The organism is Dechloromonas sp. A34 (assembly GCF_026261605.1).
GTDB lineage: Bacteria > Pseudomonadota > Gammaproteobacteria > Burkholderiales > Rhodocyclaceae > Azonexus.
Genome location: NZ_CP102486.1, coordinates 2,802,275 through 2,819,767 on the forward strand (window position 1 = coordinate 2,802,275; position 17,493 = coordinate 2,819,767).

A 17,493-nucleotide genomic window follows, 5' to 3' on the forward strand; every position below is an offset into this window, starting at 1 on the left:
TCAGCGGCCGCGCAGCGCTTCGCGGCGGGCCAGGCCGAGCTTGGTCGAGCGTTCCATCTTCTGCACGAAGGCCGGAAAATCGAGGCCGAACTTGGCGCGCAGCTCCTTGGCATAGTTGTGCAGCCAGCGCCAGCGCGGTTCGAAGTAGCGCTCCTTGAAGGCATAGAGCACATGGTTGCCGTCGTCCGGCACCGAGATCACGATCACCTGGTCGTCGAAGACGTGCATCGCCTCACCGATCAGTCCGGCGTAGGTTTCCTTCTCGCCGGCCAGGTTGATGACCAGCACGCCGTTGCCGGCCAGCTTGGCAAAGGCGTTCTCGAAAAATTCCCGGTTGGCCAGGCTGGGCGCGAAACCGGTCTTGTCGAAGGCATCGACGAGCAGGACGTCGATACCTTTTTCAGCCTTTTCGATATATTCGGCGCCATCGGCTTGCAGCACTTCGAGGCGTGGGCCGTCTTCGGGCACCAGGAAGGTGTCGCGCAGGGCGATCACGTTGGGGTCGAGTTCGATGGCGGTCAGTTGCGTGCCGGGCATCCGGTGGTAGCAGAACTTGATCAGCGAGCCGCCGCCGAGGCCGATCAGCACGATGCGCCGGGGGCGTGGATGAAAGAGCAGGAAGCCCATCATCTTCTGGGTGTAGCGGATAGCCAGTTCGTTCGGCGTCTTGAGCGACATTTCGCTCTGCATCAGGCGGACATTGAAATACAGGAAGCGCGACTTGCCGTCATCGACGACGAAGGGCTTCGGGTAGCTTTCGTCGAGCAACTGGGCGCGCAGCTCGCCGGCCCTGGCCCAGGACGGTTCGAGCATGAGCACGGTACCCGTTTCGTTCTCGAACGGGCTGGGCAGTTCGTAGAGCTTGGTCAATCCGGGAGGTCGGCGGCTTGCAGCAGGAAAACGTATTCGTCGCCGGCGGCGGTGTCGAGCCAGGTGAAGGGCAGGTCGGGGTAGGCGTCTTCGAGCACCGCCCGGTTGTGGCCGATCTCGACGATGAGCAGGCCTTCCGGGTTGAGGTGCTGCTTCGCTTCGCGCAGGATCAGGCGGGTGAAGTCGAGGCCATCGTCGCCCGAACCCAGCGCCAGTTCTGGCTCGTGCAGGTATTCCGGCGGCAGCGCGGCGACCGCGTCGGCATCGACATAGGGCGGGTTGGAAATGATCAGGTCGTAGCGCTTGCCCGTGAGCCTGGTGAACGCGTCGGACTGGATCAGATGCACGCGGTCGTGCAGGTGGTAATCGGCAACATTGCGTTCGGCGACGGCCAGGGCATCCGGCGACAGGTCCACCGCATCGACCTCGGCTTCCGGGAAGGCAAGGGCGGTCAGGATGGCCAGGCAGCCGGAACCGGTGCACAGATCGAGGGCCGAAACCACCTCGTAGGGGTTTTCCACCCACGGCGTCAGTTGGTCTTGCAGTAGCTCGGCAATGAAGGAACGCGGCACGATGACGCGCTCGTCGACATAGAAGCTGTGCTCGCCGAGCCAGGCTTCGTTGGTCAGGTAGGCAGCGGGCAGGCGCTCCTCGCAGCGGCGGCGGTAGATGTCGAGCAGGGCTTCGCGCTCGTGCGGCAAGAGGCGGGCGTCGAGGAAAGGTTCAAGGCGGTCGAGTGGCAGGCTCAGCGTATGCAGCGTCAGATAGACCGCCTCGTCCCAGGCGTTGTCGCTGCCGTGACCGAAGAACAGGCCGGCCGCGGTAAAGCGGCTGACGGCATAGCGGAGGTAGTCGCGAACGGTATGGAGTTCGCCCTTTGCAGCGTGATCGGTCATGCGGGGAGCACTTGTTCGAGGATGCGGGTGTAAATGGCGGAAAGCTTCGGCAGGGCGGCGATATCGACACATTCGTCGATCTTGTGACTGGTCGCGTTGACCGGCCCGATTTCCAGCAACTGGTCACAGATTTCGGCAATGAAGCGGCCGTCCGAAGTACCGCCGGTGGTCGATAGTTCCGTCTCGATGCCACATATCTCGCGGATGGCCAGGGTCGCAGCGTCGGCCAGCGGGCCGCGGCCGGTCAGGAAGGGGCGGGCGCCGAGCGTCCATTTGATCTCGTAGTCCACGCCGTGCCGGTCGAGAATGTCGCATAGCCTCTGTTGCAGGCCTTCCGGCGTACTGGCGGTCGAAAAGCGGAAGTTGAACTTGATCTCGACGCTGCCCGGCACGACATTGGTGGCGCCGGTGCCGCCGTGGATGTTGGAGACCTGCCAGGTGGTCGGCGGGAAGTATTCGTTGCCCTTGTCCCATTCGGTGGCGGCCAGTTCGGCGAGGGCCGGGGCCACGTCATGGATCGGGTTGCGCCCCTTTTCCGGATAGGCGATGTGGCACTGGATGCCCTTCACCGTCAGAACGCCGGACAGCGAACCGCGACGGCCGTTCTTGATCATGTCACCCAGCGTATCGACCGAGGTCGGTTCGCCGATGACGCAGAAATCGAGCGCCTCGCCGCGCGCTTTCAGCGCTTCGACGACGGCGATGGTGCCGTCGTTGGCATCGCCTTCCTCGTCGGAAGTGAGCAGGAAGGCAAGCGACCCGGGATGCGCCGGATTGTCAGCGACGAAAGCTTCGACTGCCGTCACCATCGCGGCCAGCGACGATTTCATGTCGGCCGTGCCGCGTCCGTAGAGCATGCCGTCGCGGATTTCCGGAGCGAAGGGCGGCGAAGTCCACTTTTCCAACGGCCCGGTCGGTACGACATCGGTGTGGCCGGCGAAGACGAACAGAGGTTTCACGGCGCCGCGCCGGGCCCACAGGTTGGTGACGCCATTGCGGTTGATGAATTCGAGGGAAAAACCGAGCGGTTTCAGGCGCGCGGCGAGGATCTCCATGCAACCGGCGTCGTCCGGGGTGACGGAAGGTCGGGCGATGATCCGGGTCGCCAGTGCAACGGTAGAGTCTGACATCAGGTGTTTTCTTCGTCGGGGTCGGCAAGGCTGAGCGTGAATTCCTTGAAGGAGGCGCCGCCGGCGTTGGTGCTGTCGAATTCCAGCGCGGTATCAATCTTCTTGTCTTCCTTGCCGTTGGATGTGGTCAGTTCCGAGTTGTTGATCAGCCACGACAGATTGGTCGGCGAATCGGCATTGGCCAAGGCTTCGTCGAGGGTGATGACTTCTTCGCGATAGAGGCGGAAAAGATCCTGCTCGAATGTCTGCGATCCCGGGGCCAGTGTCTGTTCCATCGCATCCTTGATGCCCTGGACTTCGCCGCGTTCGATCAGTTCGCTGATGTGACGGGTGTTGAGCATGACCTCGCTGGTCGGGGCGCGCTTGCCGTCCGGTTTCTTGACCAGGCGCTGCGAGACGATGGCGCGCAGGGCGACGGAAAGGTCGAGGAAGAGGGCGGGCCGGTTTTCCAGCGGGAAGAAGCTGATGATGCGGTTCAGCGCGTGGTAGCTGTTGTTGGCGTGCAGGGTCGCCAGGCATAGGTGGCCGGTCTGGGCATAGGCGATTGCTGCCTGCATGGTTTCCTTGTCGCGGATTTCGCCAATCAGAATGCAATCTGGTGCCTGACGCATGGCGTTTTTCAGCGCCGCCTGCCAGTCCAGCGTATCCATACCGATTTCACGCTGGTTGACGATCGACTTCTTGTGCTTGAACAGGAATTCGATCGGATCTTCAACGGTCAGGATGTGACCGCTACGATGGGCATTGCGGTGATCGAGCATCGAGGCGATGGTCGTTGACTTGCCGGAACCGGTGGCACCGACGATCAGGATCAGTCCGCGCTTTTCCATGATCAGGTCGGCAAGTACCGAGGGCAGGCCGAGATCCAGGAGCGGCGGAATGTTGCCGAGAATGAAGCGGACGACAATGCTGACCGAGCCACGCTGGCGGAAGATATTGACCCGGAAGTTGCCGACATTCGGGACGCCGAACGAGAGGTTCATCTCCCAGGTGGACTCGAAGGTCTTGATCTGCTCCGGCGACATCAGTTCGTAGGCAATCTTCTCGATCATGTCGGGCAACATGACCTGCTGATTGACCGGCAGGGTGTTGCCCTGGATCTTGATGTGGATCGGTGCGCCGGCGGATATGAAAATATCCGACGCCTGCTTTTCCGACATCAGCTGGAACAGCTTGTCGAGGATCATCGAAAGACCTCCGGGTCCGTAGGGTGTGGCTTAGGGGCGCAGCAGTTCGTTGATGCTGGTCTTCGAGCGGGTCTGCGCATCGACCTTCTTGACGATGATCGCGGCGTACAGGCTGTACTTGCCGTCAGCCTTGGGCAGGGTGCCGCTGATCACGACGGAGCCCGGCGGGACACGGCCGTAGGTCACTTCACCGGTTTCGCGGTCATAGATCGGGGTACTTTGGCCGATATAGACGCCCATGGAGAGAACGGAGTTCTCGCCGATGATGACCCCTTCGACGACTTCCGAACGGGCGCCGATGAAGCAGTTGTCTTCGATGATGGTCGGGTTGGCCTGCAGCGGCTCGAGCACGCCGCCGATGCCGACGCCGCCGGAGAGGTGCACATTCTTGCCGATCTGGGCGCAGGAGCCAACGGTCACCCAGGTGTCGACCATGGTGGCTTCATCGACGTAGGCGCCGATGTTGACGAAGGACGGCATCAGTACGGCATTCTTGGCGACAAAGGAACCCTTGCGGACGATGGTGCCCGGCACGACGCGGAAGCCGCCCTGGCGGAACTGCTCTTCGCTCCAGCCTTCGAACTTGGTGTCGACCTTGTCGAAGAAGCGGATGTCGCCGGCTTCCTGGACGCGGTTGTCGCGGACGCGGAAGGAGAGCAGCACGGCCTTCTTGATCCACTGATGGGTGAACCATTCGCCGTTGATCTTTTCGGCGACGCGCAGGTCGCCGGAGTCGAGCATGCCGACCACCTGGTTGATGGCAGCAATGGTGTCGACCGGGGATTGCGGGGAAAGCTCAGTGCGGCGTTCCCAAAGTTCTTCAATGATGGCTTGCAGGGGATGGCTCATGGGGCGGTTCTCTCTGTTTACAGTTGTTGGGCGAATTGACGGATGCGGCTGGCGGCTTCGAGGCATTCATCCAGCGATGCGACGAGGGCGATGCGGATGAAGCCGGCGCCCGGATTAACGCCATTGGCCTCGCGGGCCAGGAAGCTGCCGGGCAGGACCACGACATTATAGTGTTCGAGCAGACCGCGGGCGAACTCGGTATCGGCGATCGGCGTCTTCGCCCACAGGTAGAAACTGGCGTCCGGCATGGCGGTGCCGAGCACCTCGGCAATCAGCGGGGTGACGGCGGCAAACTTCTCGCGGTACTGGTCGCGGTTGTCGAGGACGTGCGCCTCGTCGTTCCAGGCGGCGATCGAAGCGGTCTGCACCGGCGGTGCCATGGCGCAGCCGTGGTAGGTGCGGTAGAGCAGGAATTTCTTGAGAATTTCGGCGTCGCCGGCGACGAAGCCCGAGCGCATGCCCGGCACGTTGGAGCGCTTCGACAGGCTGGAGAACATGACCAGCCGTTCGTTCGAGCGGCCGAGCAGCTTGGCCGCCTGGAGGCCGCCGATCGGCGGGTTGGCCTCGTCGAAATAGATTTCCGAATAGCACTCGTCGGAGGCGATGATGAAACCGTACTTGTCGGACAAGGCGAACAGGGTCTTCCAGTCGTCCAGCGACAGCACCTTCCCGGTCGGGTTGCCCGGCGAGCAGACGTAGAAGAGCTGGACGCGCGCCCATTCTTCTTCGGAGAGCGCGGCGTAGTCGAAGGCGAAGCCGTTTTCCGGCAGGTTGTTCAGGAAACGCGGCTCGGCGCCGGAGAGGTAGGCGGCGCCTTCATAGATTTGATAGAAGGGGTTCGGGCTGACGACCAGCGGCACATGCCCACGGCTGGGGTCGATCACTGTCTGGGCGAACGAGAACAGCGCCTCGCGCGAACCATTGACCGGCAGAATCTCGGTCTCCGGATTCAGCTCCAGCCCGTAGCGCCGCTGGCACCAGCTGGCGATGGCCTGACGCAAGGCCGGGACGCCCGGCGTCGTCGGATAATTGGCCAGGCCCTTGAGGCCGTTGGCCAGTGCTTCCATAATGAAAGCCGGCGTCGGGTGCTGCGGCTCGCCGATGGAGAGCTTGATCTCCTTGTATTGCGGATTGGGCGTAATGCCGGCGAACAGGGCGCGCAGCTTTTCGAAGGGGTAGGGCTGGAGTTGGGCGAGGTGTGGATTCACGTCGGACGTCGAATGGGTGTCAAAATGCGGATTATCCCTGAAAACGCCATTGCTGCCTTGTGTACAAACGCCTAGTCACTATCTTGCTGCTTCCGTCGCTCGCCCTTGTTGCCTGCGCCTTCGGTTACCAGGCTCGCGGCAGCTTGAGCGATGTTCCGGGCGAACTGAGCGGCAAGGCTTATCCGGGAAATGCCCAAGGCGGTGGGCGCTTCGTGCTGGCCGACCGGGAAGGGCGCTTGAGCTGTGACGGGCGGGCTTTGCCGCCGACTGCCTCGACGACGCCGGGGAGTTGTCTGGGCGAAAGCGGCGAAGGGGTCATGCGGTGCAGCGACGGCCGCGAAATTCCCTTGCGCTGGCAGGCGATCAGCTGTCGCTCCTGGCAAGGAAACGGCACCGATGCCAAGGGGAACCACCTGGAGTTCCGCGTCGAGCGACGCTAACTTCCTGGGCTTTTTAGCTCGGCAGGCGCAACCAATCAAGACAAAACGGAGTCCAATATACAAGTTAACAGTGGGTTCAGAGGCAGCGCTTTTTACGCTACACCATTCGGAATGGGCGACAGCGTGAAGTGGTCAGAGCGGACGGATGCGGCTGAATTTCAGTTCAAGGCCGTAGATAATGTGGCGTACGAGACTCTCGGGTCTGTTCGTGGTGGCTATACAGATAAGTATGGCCGCATGCACCACGGCACCGTTTGGCGATCGGGCGCGCATCATCAATGTTCCTCTGGCTTCGGTCCAATCAGATATCGAGTTCAGTATCACCAGCGGATCGCGGGCAGATTTGCCGTGTGCGGCAAATTCGGCTTGCTTGAGCGTAGTGGAGCAGGCAAGACTGAGGCTTTTTGTGCTGGAGGTTGGGCAGATTGCCAGTGTCCTGCAAAAGACTGCACTCCAGCGCTATCCCGATTTGGCGTGGTGCTCGCCAAGAGAGAATGGCAACTGTTTCGACGTTTATGTTGTCGAGGGTGAAGAAACGGGCAGTTCATCGAGCGCCAACGGGCGGATTGCGCTGACGCTGGGGCTCGGCCGGTGGCGGGTGCATGATGGGGTGCTGGCTTTCGCCATTGCCCGCGAAATGGGCCATGTGATCGCAGGCCACCATGCGGAAAGATCATCAATCAGCCTGGTGACTTCCGTTGTCCTAAATCTTCTGCTTCCCGGGAGCGGAGTGCTCAAAAGCCTGATTTCGACCGGGGGGGCGCGACTCGCCGCGGTCAGCAGGCACAACGCACAGGCAATCGAGGCCGATGCCATTGCCTTTGGCCTCTTGCAGGGCGCCGGTTTTCGTCTGCCCGATATCGCCAATAGCCTACGCGCAATGCCTGTTGCTATCGATCAGAGTTCCTGGTCGAAGGACTTTGCCCGATCGTCGACCACGCTGGTTTCGGAAGCTCGTACTGCGGAATCCACCGTCACCGCAGCGACGAACCGAAAGCTCATTGCACGCCAAGAGCCTGTCCTGACTATTGCTCGATAGCATCGACCCGATTTCGGGTACCAAACTCGTCGGCTGATGACCCTGTTTGGTCGGATCAGTACAGCGTACGGCTGGGATTGGCGGCCCAGCGTTGTAGCGGCTGCAGCGCATCCGCCATCGGACGGTGTTCCATGATGATGCTGCGCGCCGAGAAGTGAAGATTCAGTTCGTTATATAGCTCGTCGTCGCAGAAACCGATGGCCGAGGCCTCGGCGCGGCTGTTGGCGAAGACGATGCGCTTGATGTGCGCCCAATAGGCGGCCGACAGGCACATCGGGCATGGTTCGCTGGACGAGTAGAGGGTGCAGTTGCTGAGGTGAAAGTGGCCGAGTTCGGCGCAGGCGGTGCGGATGGCGTCGATTTCCGCATGGGCGGTCGGGTCATGACTGGCGACGACGCGGTTCCAGCCTTCGGCGATGATTTTTCCATCGCGGACGAGCACTGCGCCGAAGGGGCCGCCTTCGCCGCTTTCGCTGCCTTGGCGGGCCAGTTCGATGGCACGGGCGAGAAACTGGTCATCCGGGTTCATCTGGCCGCGATCTCCTGTATGCAGGGAAGTCGATCAAATACGTCGATGCTATTATACGGCCCCCATCATGGCGGGGGCATTGATCTCCGCCGGAATCAGGCATGCGTCTCACCAAACTCAAACTCGCCGGTTTCAAATCCTTCGTCGATCCGACGGCCGTTGCCCTGCCCGGGCAACTGGTCGGTGTCGTCGGCCCCAACGGTTGCGGAAAATCCAACATCATGGACGCCGTGCGCTGGGTGCTGGGCGAATCGAAGGCCTCGGAACTGCGCGGCGAGTCGATGATGGATGTCATCTTCAACGGCTCGTCCAACCGCAAGCCGGTGTCGCGTGCCTCGGTCGAACTGATTTTCGAGAACCTGCTCGGCCGGGCGCTCGGTCAGTGGTCGCAATACACCGAGTTGTCGGTCAAGCGCACGCTGACCCGGCAGGGGCAGTCGGACTACTTCATCAACAATCTGAAGGTCCGACGTAAGGACATCACCGATCTCTTCCTCGGTACCGGCCTCGGGCCACGGGCCTACGCCATCATCGGCCAGGGCATGATCTCGCGCATTATTGAAGCCAAGCCGGACGATCTGCGCGTCTTCCTCGAAGAAGCGGCCGGCGTCTCGCGCTACAAGGAAAGGCGCAAGGACACCAACGGCCGGCTGGAGGACACCCGCGAGAACCTGACCCGGGTCGAGGACATCCGGCTCGAACTGGGCAGCCAGATGGAAAAGCTGGAAGCGCAGGCCGAGGTAGCCCGTCGCTATCATTCCCTAAACGAACAGCTTGTGCAGCGCCAACAGGTGCTCTGGCTGTTGAAGAAGCGCGAAGCCGAGGCCGAACGCCAGCGGCTGTCGCTCGAAGTCGAGCGCGCCGTCACCGAACTCGAGGCGCAGAGCGCCGCGCTACGCGAAACAGAGGTCCGGGCCGAGGACACGCGCGAAGCCCACTTTGCGGCCGGCGATGCGCTGCATCTGGCGCAGAGCGAGATGTACACGGCCAATGCCGAAGTGGCCCGGCTGGAGGCGGAAATCCGCCATCGCCGCGAGTCGCGCAATCAGCTCGAGGCCCGCCTGGTCCAGCTCGAGGGCGAACTGGCCCACTGGACGCAGACCGCCGAGAAACTTGCCGAAGATCGCCTGCGTTGGGAGGAGGGGCAGGAACTTGCCCGGTTGCGCGTCGATGAGGCCGAGGAGCGCCTGCACCAGCAGATGAACATCGCGCCACAGGTCGAGGAAAGCCACGCCCAGGCCCAGGAAGAGCTGCAACGCCTGAAAGCCCGCACCGCCAACGGCGAACAGCGCCTGGAAGTCGAACAGACCAACAAGGCGCATGCCCAGCGTGCCCTGCAGGCCATTACCCAGCGCCGCGACCGCTTGCGCGAGGAAAGCGGCGGCCAGGATGCGCCGGACGCCATGGACCTGGCCGAGAAGGAAGAAGAGCTCGACCTGCTGCGCGAGGAATTGGCCGGCGATCAGGACCATTTGCAGCAATTGCAGCAGGAACTGCCGCAACTGGAAGCGAGCCGCAAGCAGGTGCAGGCCGAGGTGCAGCGCATCGAGCGCGAACTGGCGGCCGGCCAGGCCCGCCGTGCCGCGCTGGAGCAGATGCAGAGCAGTGCCCGGCAAAGCGGCAAACTGCCGGAATGGCTGAGCCGCCATGGCCTGACCGAGGCGCCGCCGCTCTGGCAACAGATTCATGTCGAAGCCGGCTGGGAGTCGGCCGTCGAGGCGATCTTGCGCGAACGGCTCAATGCCATCGCCTGCGACGACTCGGCCAAGCTCGACGAATGGCTGCACGACCGGCCGGATGCGCGGTTGTCGGTGATGCTTTCGGCCGAAGCGGTGCCGGGCGAACGGGCAGGGCGGCTGATCGAGCGTGTGCGCTGCGACAACCCGGCGGTGGCGGCCGTGCTGGCCGACTGGCTGGGTTCGGTCTTCACTGCCGAGACGCTGGATGTGGCGCTGGCCCGCCGGGGCGACTTGCCGCCGGGCGCCGAACTGGTGACGGCCGGGGGCGACCTGCTGACCCGGGCCAGCGTGACTTTCTTTTCGCCGGACAAGAGCGAGCATGGACTGCTCGAACGCCAGCGCGAAATCGAGACCCTGGCCGAAGGCATCGCATCCTACGAGGAACAGGCCGAGGCGATCCGCGAACAGTTGGCCATGCTCGACGAGCAGTTTTCCGACAAGCAGGAAGAAATCGGCGAAACCCGCCAGTACGTCACCGACCGCCAGCAGCGCGTGCATGCCGTTCAGCTCGAGGTCTTGAAGCTGAGCCAGACCATCGAGCGCTATCGCGAGCAGAAGGAACGACTACAGGAACAGCTGGCCGAGCTGGCCGAAGAGGAAGAGACCGAGCGCGAACGCGACATGGCGGCCGACGAGAAGATCGCCGAAGTGCGCGATGGCCTGTCGCGCATCCGTGTTCTGGTTGCTGGGGCCCAATCGCGGCTGGACGAGGCCGAGCGGGCCGTGCGCGCCGAGCGCGAGCGAAATTCCGATTTCGACCGCGCCTTGCGCGAAGCGCAGTTCTCGTTGCGCGAAGCCGAGAGCAAATTGCAGGATGTCTTCGCCCAGCAGGCGGTGGCCCAGCGCGAATTGAACCGCATCGAGCAGGACCGCGCCCAGTGCGCCGAACAGGTCGAGGCGGCGCCGGCCGATGTCATGGAAGAAAATCTGCAGGCCGCCTTGGAAACACGGCAGGAAAAGGAAAAGGCGTTGGCCGTCTGCCGCGATGCGCTGGAGGCGGCGACCAACGCCTTGCGCGGCCTGGAAGAGCAGCGCATGAAGATTGAGCAGGGCCTGGAGCCGTTGCGCGTGCGGATCGGCGACCTGAAGCTCAAGGAGCAGGCGGCGGCCCTGAATACTGAGCAGTTTGCCCTGCAACTGCTCGAAGCCGGCGCCGACGAAGCGGCCTTGCTACCGGAACTGGGCAACGCCCGGCCGGCCAGCCTGCAAGGGGAAATCACCCGGCTCGGCAACGCCATTGCCGAACTCGGGGCGGTCAATCTGGCGGCGCTGCAGGAGCTGGAAACCGCCACCGAGCGCAAGGGCTACCTCGACATGCAGGCGGCCGACCTGACCGAGGCCATGGAAACCCTGGAAAACGCCATCCGCCGCATCGACCGCGAAACCCGCGACCTGTTGCAATCGACCTTCGACACGGTCAACAGCCATTTCGGCCAGCTTTTCCCCGAGTTGTTCGGCGGTGGCCGGGCCGAACTGGTGATGACCGGCGAGGAAATCCTCGATGCCGGCGTCCAGGTCATTGCCCAGCCTCCAGGCAAGAAGAATTCGACCATTCACCTGCTTTCCGGTGGCGAAAAGGCGCTGACCGCTATTGCCCTGGTCTTCTCGATGTTCCAGCTTAATCCGGCGCCGTTCTGCCTGCTCGACGAGGTCGATGCCCCGCTCGATGACAGCAATACCGAGCGTTTCTGCGGCATGGTCAAGAAAATGTCAGCGGCAACGCAATTCCTGTTCATTTCCCATAATAAAATCGCCATGGAAATGGCCGAGCAACTGGTCGGCGTGACGATGCAGGAGTCCGGCGTCTCGCGCGTCGTGGAAGTGGATATCGAAGAAGCTTTGAAGATGAGGGATGCGGCTTAAATGACCGAACTCCAAATGGGATTGATTGGCTTGGGCGCGACGGCGGTGGTCGGCGTATTCGCTTACAACAAATGGCAGGAGTACCGCCATCGCAAGCTGGCGGAAGCGGTATTCAAACCGCAGCACGAGGACGTCTTGCTCGGCGACGGGCCGAAGATGGCGGCCCGGCCAGCGGTTGCCGAGCGTAGCGAGCCGGAGTTCCGCGAGGACGAAGCGCCGGCCGCCAACGAGCGGGTCGAGCCGGTTTTTGTCGATTCGCATTCGGCCGTGCCGGAAGACGATTACCTGTCGCCTTCGTTCGATGAATCGCCGGTCGTCGAGGCACCCCCGGCGGTCGACGAGCCATCGTCCGTCGATCAGGCGCCGCCGGAGCCGTTGGAGAATAACGATCTGCCCGAGATCGCCGCCGCTGCATTGCCGCCGGAGTTACTCGATCCACGGCTCGAGTTCATCGTCTCCATGGAGCTGGTCGAGCCGGTGTCGGCAATCCAGATACTGCATTCCCAGCGCGATGTCCTGCACCGCCTGAACAAGCCGGTGCATTGGGCCGGATTCAACGAGCGGAGCCGCGAATGGGAGCGCCTGCTGCCCGACCGCGATCTGCACCTGCGCCGGCTGCGGGTTGGCCTGCAACTGGTTAACCGGATGGGCCCGGTGTCCGATGGCGACATCACTATTTTTGCCAACGCCATGCAGGCGCTGGCCGACGAGTTGATGGCGGTGGCCGACATGCCGTCGTCGCGCGTCCTCGATCAGGCGGCCGAAATCGATCGTTTCTGCGCCGCAGTCGACCTCGAGATCGGGGTCAATCTGATCAGCCGCGGCAACGCCTTCGCCGGCACCAAGATTCGCGCCCTGGCCGAAGCGGCTGGCATGGTGCTTGGCATCGATGGCTTGTTCACCCGCTACGACGACGCCGGGCGGGCCCAGTTCAGCCTGCAGAATTACGAGAGCACGCAGTTCACCGCCGAATCGGTGCGCACGCTGACTACGCACGGCCTGACCTTCGTCCTCGATGTGCCCCGGGTCGACCACGGTGAGCGCGTCTTCATGCAGATGACCGAGCTGGCCCGGCGTTTTGCCGACACCTTGCAGGGCATGCTGGTCGATGACAATCGCCAGCCGCTCTCCGAATCGCAACTCGACCATATCCGTCGCGAATACATCGGCAAGCCGCAGGCGACGATGGCCACTTTCGGCTTGCCGGCCGGCTCGGCCCAGGCGCTGCGGCTGTTCTCCTGATGGTGGTGCCGGTCAGGGAAGCGGAGCGCGCCGCCGGGCTGCGCGCCGAGATCGAGCGTCACAATAAGGCCTATTACGTGCTCGATGCGCCGAGCATTCCGGATGCCGAGTACGACAAGCTGTTCCGTGAGCTGCAGGGGCTGGAGCAGCAATTTCCGGAACTGCTGACTGCGGATTCGCCGACCCAGCGGGTCGGGGGGCAGCCTCTGGCCCAGTTCGCTCCGGTACGCCACGATTTGCCGATGTTGTCGATCCAGACCGAAACCGACACCGAGTCGAGCGGCGCGCTGAATTTCGATGCCCGTATTCGCCGCGAGCTGGGATTGGCGGCCGAGGCACCGCCCATCGTGTACGCCGCTGAGCTGAAATTTGATGGTTTGGCGATCAGCCTGCGCTATGAACACGGTGTGCTGGTGCGCGGGGCGACGCGTGGTGACGGCGTGACCGGCGAGGACGTCACGCAGAATTTGCGCACACTGCGCCAGATTCCCTTGCGTCTGCGGGGCGAAGCGCCGCCTGTGCTGGAGGTGCGCGGCGAGGTGTACATGCGGCGCGACGATCTCGAGAAATACAATGCGGCGGCGGCATTGCGCGGCGACAAGATACTGATCAATCCGCGCAATGCCGCCGCCGGCAGCATCCGCCAGCTCGATCCGGCGATTGCCGCGAGCCGGCCGCTGTGTTTCTTCGCCTATGGCCTCGGTGCGGTCGACGGCTGGGACATGCCGGAAACCCATACCGGCCTGCTCGATGCGCTGGCCGCTTTCGGCCTGCCGGTATGCGAACACCGGGCGGTGCTGGCCGGCGGCGACGCCCTGGCCGGGTTTCATGCCCGGATCGCCGCCTTGCGCGACCGTCTCCCGTTCGACATCGACGGCGTGGTGTACAAGGTCAATAGTCTCGAATTGCAGCGGCGCCTCGGTTTCCGTTCGCGCGAACCGCGCTGGGCCGTGGCGCACAAATATCCGCCGCAGGAAGCGTTGACCGTTGTTGAAGCGATCGACATCCAGGTCGGGCGCACCGGGGCGCTGACGCCGGTGGCGCGTCTGGCACCGGTCTTCGTCGGCGGCGTGACGGTGACCAATGCCACCCTGCACAATGCCGACGAGGTGGCGCGCAAGGGTGGCATCTGTGTCGGCGACACGGTGATCGTGCGGCGGGCCGGCGACGTCATTCCCGAGGTGGTCGGTGTCGTCGCCGAGCGGCGGCCGGCGGAAGCCCGGGCTTTCGTGATGCCCGAGGCCTGCCCGGTGTGCGGTGCCCACGTCGTCCGCGAGCCGGGCGAAGCCGTGACGCGCTGCTCCGGCGGTTTTGCGTGCAGCGCCCAACGCATCCAGGCCATCCTGCATTTTGCTGGGCGGCGCATGCTGGATATCGAGGGCTTGGGCGAACGTTATGTCGAGCGCCTGGTCGAGTTCGGCTACGTGCATGGCGTTGCCGATCTGTATCGCCTCACACTCGACGACCTGCTGGAAATGAAGCGGCGGGCCGACGAGCGCGACGGCACGGTGCCCGAAACGGTCAAGGCGGGCCAGACGCCGACGCGCTGGGCCGAGAACCTGCTGGCCGGTATCGCCGCCAGTCGCCGACCCAGCCTGGCCCGCCTGCTGTTCGCCCTGGGCATACGTCATGTCGGCGAGAGCACGGCAAAAACGCTGGCCGACTGGCTGGGCAGCGTCGAGCGCGTCCGCCGGGCACCGGCACCTTTGCTCGCGGTACTGCCCGATATCGGTGCAACGGTCGCGGCGGCGATTGCCGATTTCTTTGCCGAAGAGCGCAATGTCCGGGCGGTCGACGAGCTGTTATGCCCGGAGATCGGCGTTGCGCCGGCCGACGAGCACCCGCCGCGGCCCGGTCTGGCCGAACGCCTGGGCTGGAGCGAGCTGTACGCAGTGCTCGGCGTGCCGCGTCTGACGCCGGTGCGGGCCAAACAACTGGCCGCGGTGATCGATGGGGCGACGCTGGCGACACAGGGTGTCAACGCAGCGGCGCTGTCGGGCGCCGGCATTCCCGGCGAGGTCATCACGGCACTTGGGGACTGGTTGCAGGTACGCGGCAACCGCGGTCTGCTGGCGGCTGTGGCTACCCGGCGCGACGAACTGCTCGCGGCACTGCCGGCGGCGCCGGCGCAGGATGAGACGGCGCTGCCGCTGGCCGGCAAGACGCTGGTGCTGACCGGCACCTTGCCGACCCTGAAGCGGGACGACGCCAAGGCCATGATCGAGGCGGCCGGCGGCAAGGTGGCGGGCTCGGTATCGAAGAAAACCGATTTCGTGGTGGCCGGCGAGGAAGCCGGCTCCAAACTGGAAAAGGCGCTTGAGCTCGGCGTTCCGGTGATCGATGAGGCAGAATTGATGAAATTGCTCAATGAGAGAGTCGAACAATGAAAAAAGTCCGTAAAGCCGTATTTCCCGTCGCTGGTTTGGGCACCCGTTTTTTGCCGGCGACCAAGGCCAGCCCCAAGGAGATGCTGCCTATCGTCGATAAGCCGCTGATCCAGTTCGCCGTCGAAGAAGCCGTCGCAGCCGGGATTACCGACATGGTTTTCGTCACCGGTCGTTCCAAGCGCTCGATCGAGGATCACTTCGATAAGGCCTACGAGCTGGAAAGCGAACTCGAAGCGCGCGGCAAGAGCGAACTGCTCGAATTCGTGCGCAACATGATTCCGAAGAGCATCAACTGCATCTACATCCGCCAGGCCGAAGCCCTTGGCCTCGGCCATGCCGTGCTCTGCGCCAAGCCGGTGATCGGCGACGAACCGTTCGCCGTGCTGCTTGCCGACGACTTGCTGGATGGCGATCCGCCGGTCATGAAGCAGATGACCGACACCTACGATTACTACCGCTGCTCGGTGCTCGGCGTGCAGGATGTGCCGCGCGCCGATACGCGCAGCTACGGCATCGTCGATGCCCGGCGGGTGGCCGATCGGCTGGAGCAGGTCAATGCCATCGTCGAAAAACCGAAACCCGAGGATGCGCCGTCCACGCTGGCCGTGGTCGGTCGCTACATCCTGACGCCGCGTATTTTTCACCATCTGGAAACCATCCAGCCCGGGGCCGGCGGAGAGATTCAATTGACCGACGGTATCGCCTCCTTGCTCAGCGAAGAGCAGGTTCTCGCCTATCGCTATCACGGCACCCGTTACGACTGCGGTTCAAAGCTGGGCTACCTGCAGGCGACGGTCGTTTTCGGCCAGCGCCACCCGGAAGTCGGGCCGGAGTTCGACGCCTATTTGAAGAGCCTGGAGAAGTAAATGGACGACAAAAAAGCCCGCGCTTTGCTCGCCAATGCCGATCTGATTCATTCCGAAGAAACCGTTCAGGCCGCGCTGACGCACGTTGCCGGCCTGATCCGCGAACGCCTGGCTGACAAGAACCCGCTGGTCCTCTGCGTGATGACCGGCGGCGTGATCTTCTGCGGCCAGTTGCTGCCGAAACTCGATTTTCCGATCGATTTCGACTATCTGCATGCCACCCGCTACGGCCCGGAAACCCAGGGCGGCAAGATTTCCTGGCGGATGGCCCCGTGGACCTCGGTCAAGGGGCGGACCGTGCTGGTTGTCGATGACATCCTCGACGAAGGCGTCACCCTGGCTGCAGTCAAGGAGAGCCTGAGCCGCCTTGGGGCGGCCGAGGTGCTGCTGGCCGTGTTCACCGACAAGCTGAATGGCAAGGCCAAGCCGATCGCCGCCGATTTTGTCGGCCTGACCGTGCCGGATCGCTTCGTCTTCGGCTATGGCATGGATGTCGACGGCGCCTGGCGCAATCTGCCGGCCATCTACGCCATGAAGGACGATTGATGAGCGGTGCGACCATTGCCGATTTCATCGGCTATTGGGAAGTGGAAGGTCAGAATTATGTCCGGCGCGGCGATTACGAGTGGATGGCCTCGCTGGTGCCGGGGCCGCGCGTACTCGAAATCGGCAGCGGTGTCGGTTTCGCGACCCAGGCGCTGGCGGCCCGCGGTCTGAGCGTGCTGGCACTCGATGCGCTGGCCGAGTGCATGGAAGCCACCCGGCAGCGGGTTGAAGGCAAAGGCGTTACCTTGTTGCAGGCCGAACTGACCGCCCTGAACGCCGAGCAGCGCGCCCGGATCGAAGCCTTTGCGCCCGACACCGTCGTCTGCTGGCTGATGGGGGCGCCGGCCGAAACGACCGGCGCAACGGCCAGTGACGGCGGCCAGGCGGTGGTCGTTTACCGTGAAAAAATTCATCGCCTGGTGGCCGAACTGGCGGCCAGCCTGCCCAGCGTGCGAGCTTTGCATTTTGTCGACCGCACGGCGATTCCCTGGCAGGCCAAGGATATCGGTCGCGACACCCTGGTCAGCTACCACATCGGAAAAACGCTGCGCGATCTGCCCTTTGCCGCCGATCGCCGCAATGCCCTTTACCGCAAGCTCGACGACAATAGCGCCGAGCTGGCGAAACTTCGCAATTCGCACCCCGCCATGAAGAGCGTGGTGCCGACGCTGGCCTCGCTGCTGGTCGAAAGGAAATAACAAG

At 63.4% G+C, this 17,493-nt stretch carries 15 protein-coding genes; 8 read left to right on the plus strand and 7 right to left on the minus strand.

Features of this window, described 5'->3' with window-relative positions; translation table 11 throughout:
• From NQE15_RS14050 to dapC, 6 genes are read right to left on the minus strand one after another with little or no spacing between them, the layout of a single operon-like run.
• A complete protein-coding gene (locus tag NQE15_RS14050) occupies positions 1–870 on the minus strand; it encodes a spermidine synthase-like protein (protein ID WP_265942300.1) in 870 nt (289 codons plus the stop codon).
• Positions 867–1,766 carry a 50S ribosomal protein L3 N(5)-glutamine methyltransferase gene (gene prmB / locus NQE15_RS14055; protein WP_265942301.1) on the minus strand — a complete coding sequence of 300 codons (900 nt, stop codon included), beginning with the start codon at positions 1,764–1,766 and terminating at the stop codon, positions 867–869. The genes NQE15_RS14050 and prmB overlap by 4 nt, the downstream gene beginning before the upstream one ends.
• Entirely contained in the window at positions 1,763–2,896 is a 1,134-nt protein-coding gene (gene dapE / locus NQE15_RS14060) for a succinyl-diaminopimelate desuccinylase (protein WP_265942302.1), read from the minus strand. The genes prmB and dapE overlap by 4 nt, the downstream gene beginning before the upstream one ends.
• Positions 2,896–4,083: a PilT/PilU family type 4a pilus ATPase gene (locus NQE15_RS14065; RefSeq protein ID WP_265942303.1), complete on the minus strand. Its 1,188-nt coding sequence runs from the start codon at positions 4,081–4,083 to the stop codon at positions 2,896–2,898. Before NQE15_RS14065 ends, dapE begins: the two co-directional genes overlap by 1 nt.
• Positions 4,084–4,113: 30 nt before the next feature.
• The gene (gene dapD, locus NQE15_RS14070) at positions 4,114–4,932 is read right to left on the minus strand and encodes a 2,3,4,5-tetrahydropyridine-2,6-dicarboxylate N-succinyltransferase (protein WP_265942304.1); all 819 of its coding nucleotides are present in this window, start codon (positions 4,930–4,932) and stop codon (positions 4,114–4,116) included.
• Between the two features lie 17 nt (positions 4,933–4,949).
• Entirely contained in the window at positions 4,950–6,140 is a 1,191-nt protein-coding gene (gene dapC / locus NQE15_RS14075; RefSeq protein WP_265942305.1) for a succinyldiaminopimelate transaminase, read from the minus strand.
• Between the two features lie 143 nt (positions 6,141–6,283).
• On the opposite strand from dapC, the gene NQE15_RS14080 reads away from it, so the two are divergent.
• Positions 6,284–6,580 (plus strand): hypothetical protein, encoded by a 297-nt coding sequence (locus tag NQE15_RS14080; RefSeq protein ID WP_265942306.1) that lies wholly within the window; start codon positions 6,284–6,286, stop codon positions 6,578–6,580.
• Positions 6,581–6,809: 229 nt separating this feature from the next.
• Positions 6,810–7,619, plus strand: a complete 810-nt coding sequence (locus NQE15_RS14085; protein WP_265942307.1) for a M48 family metalloprotease — start codon at positions 6,810–6,812, stop codon at positions 7,617–7,619.
• 55 nt (positions 7,620–7,674) lie between these two features.
• Here NQE15_RS14085 and NQE15_RS14090 read toward each other — a convergent pair whose 3' ends face one another.
• On the minus strand, positions 7,675–8,148 hold the full coding sequence (locus NQE15_RS14090; RefSeq protein WP_265942308.1) for a nucleoside deaminase: 474 nt from the start codon (positions 8,146–8,148) through the stop codon (positions 7,675–7,677).
• Positions 8,149–8,249: 101 nt separating this feature from the next.
• Here NQE15_RS14090 and smc point away from each other — a divergent pair, with 101 nt between their 5' ends.
• From smc to NQE15_RS14120, 6 genes are read left to right on the plus strand one after another with little or no spacing between them, the layout of a single operon-like run.
• Positions 8,250–11,750 carry a chromosome segregation protein SMC gene (gene smc / locus NQE15_RS14095; RefSeq protein WP_265942309.1) on the plus strand — a complete coding sequence of 1,167 codons (3,501 nt, stop codon included), beginning with the start codon at positions 8,250–8,252 and terminating at the stop codon, positions 11,748–11,750.
• Entirely contained in the window at positions 11,751–12,992 is a 1,242-nt protein-coding gene (locus NQE15_RS14100; protein WP_265942310.1) for a cell division protein ZipA C-terminal FtsZ-binding domain-containing protein, read from the plus strand.
• A complete protein-coding gene (ligA, locus tag NQE15_RS14105; protein ID WP_265942311.1) occupies positions 12,992–15,379 on the plus strand; it encodes an NAD-dependent DNA ligase LigA in 2,388 nt (795 codons plus the stop codon). Before NQE15_RS14100 ends, ligA begins: the two co-directional genes overlap by 1 nt.
• A complete protein-coding gene (gene galU, locus NQE15_RS14110; RefSeq protein WP_265942312.1) occupies positions 15,376–16,245 on the plus strand; it encodes a UTP--glucose-1-phosphate uridylyltransferase GalU in 870 nt (289 codons plus the stop codon). Before ligA ends, galU begins: the two co-directional genes overlap by 4 nt.
• Positions 16,246–16,791: a hypoxanthine-guanine phosphoribosyltransferase gene (locus NQE15_RS14115; RefSeq protein WP_265942313.1), complete on the plus strand. Its 546-nt coding sequence runs from the start codon at positions 16,246–16,248 to the stop codon at positions 16,789–16,791. It begins immediately after the preceding gene.
• On the plus strand, positions 16,791–17,489 hold the full coding sequence (locus NQE15_RS14120) for a class I SAM-dependent methyltransferase (protein ID WP_265942314.1): 699 nt from the start codon (positions 16,791–16,793) through the stop codon (positions 17,487–17,489). Before NQE15_RS14115 ends, NQE15_RS14120 begins: the two co-directional genes overlap by 1 nt.
• The last annotated feature ends 4 nt before the right edge of the window (positions 17,490–17,493 follow it).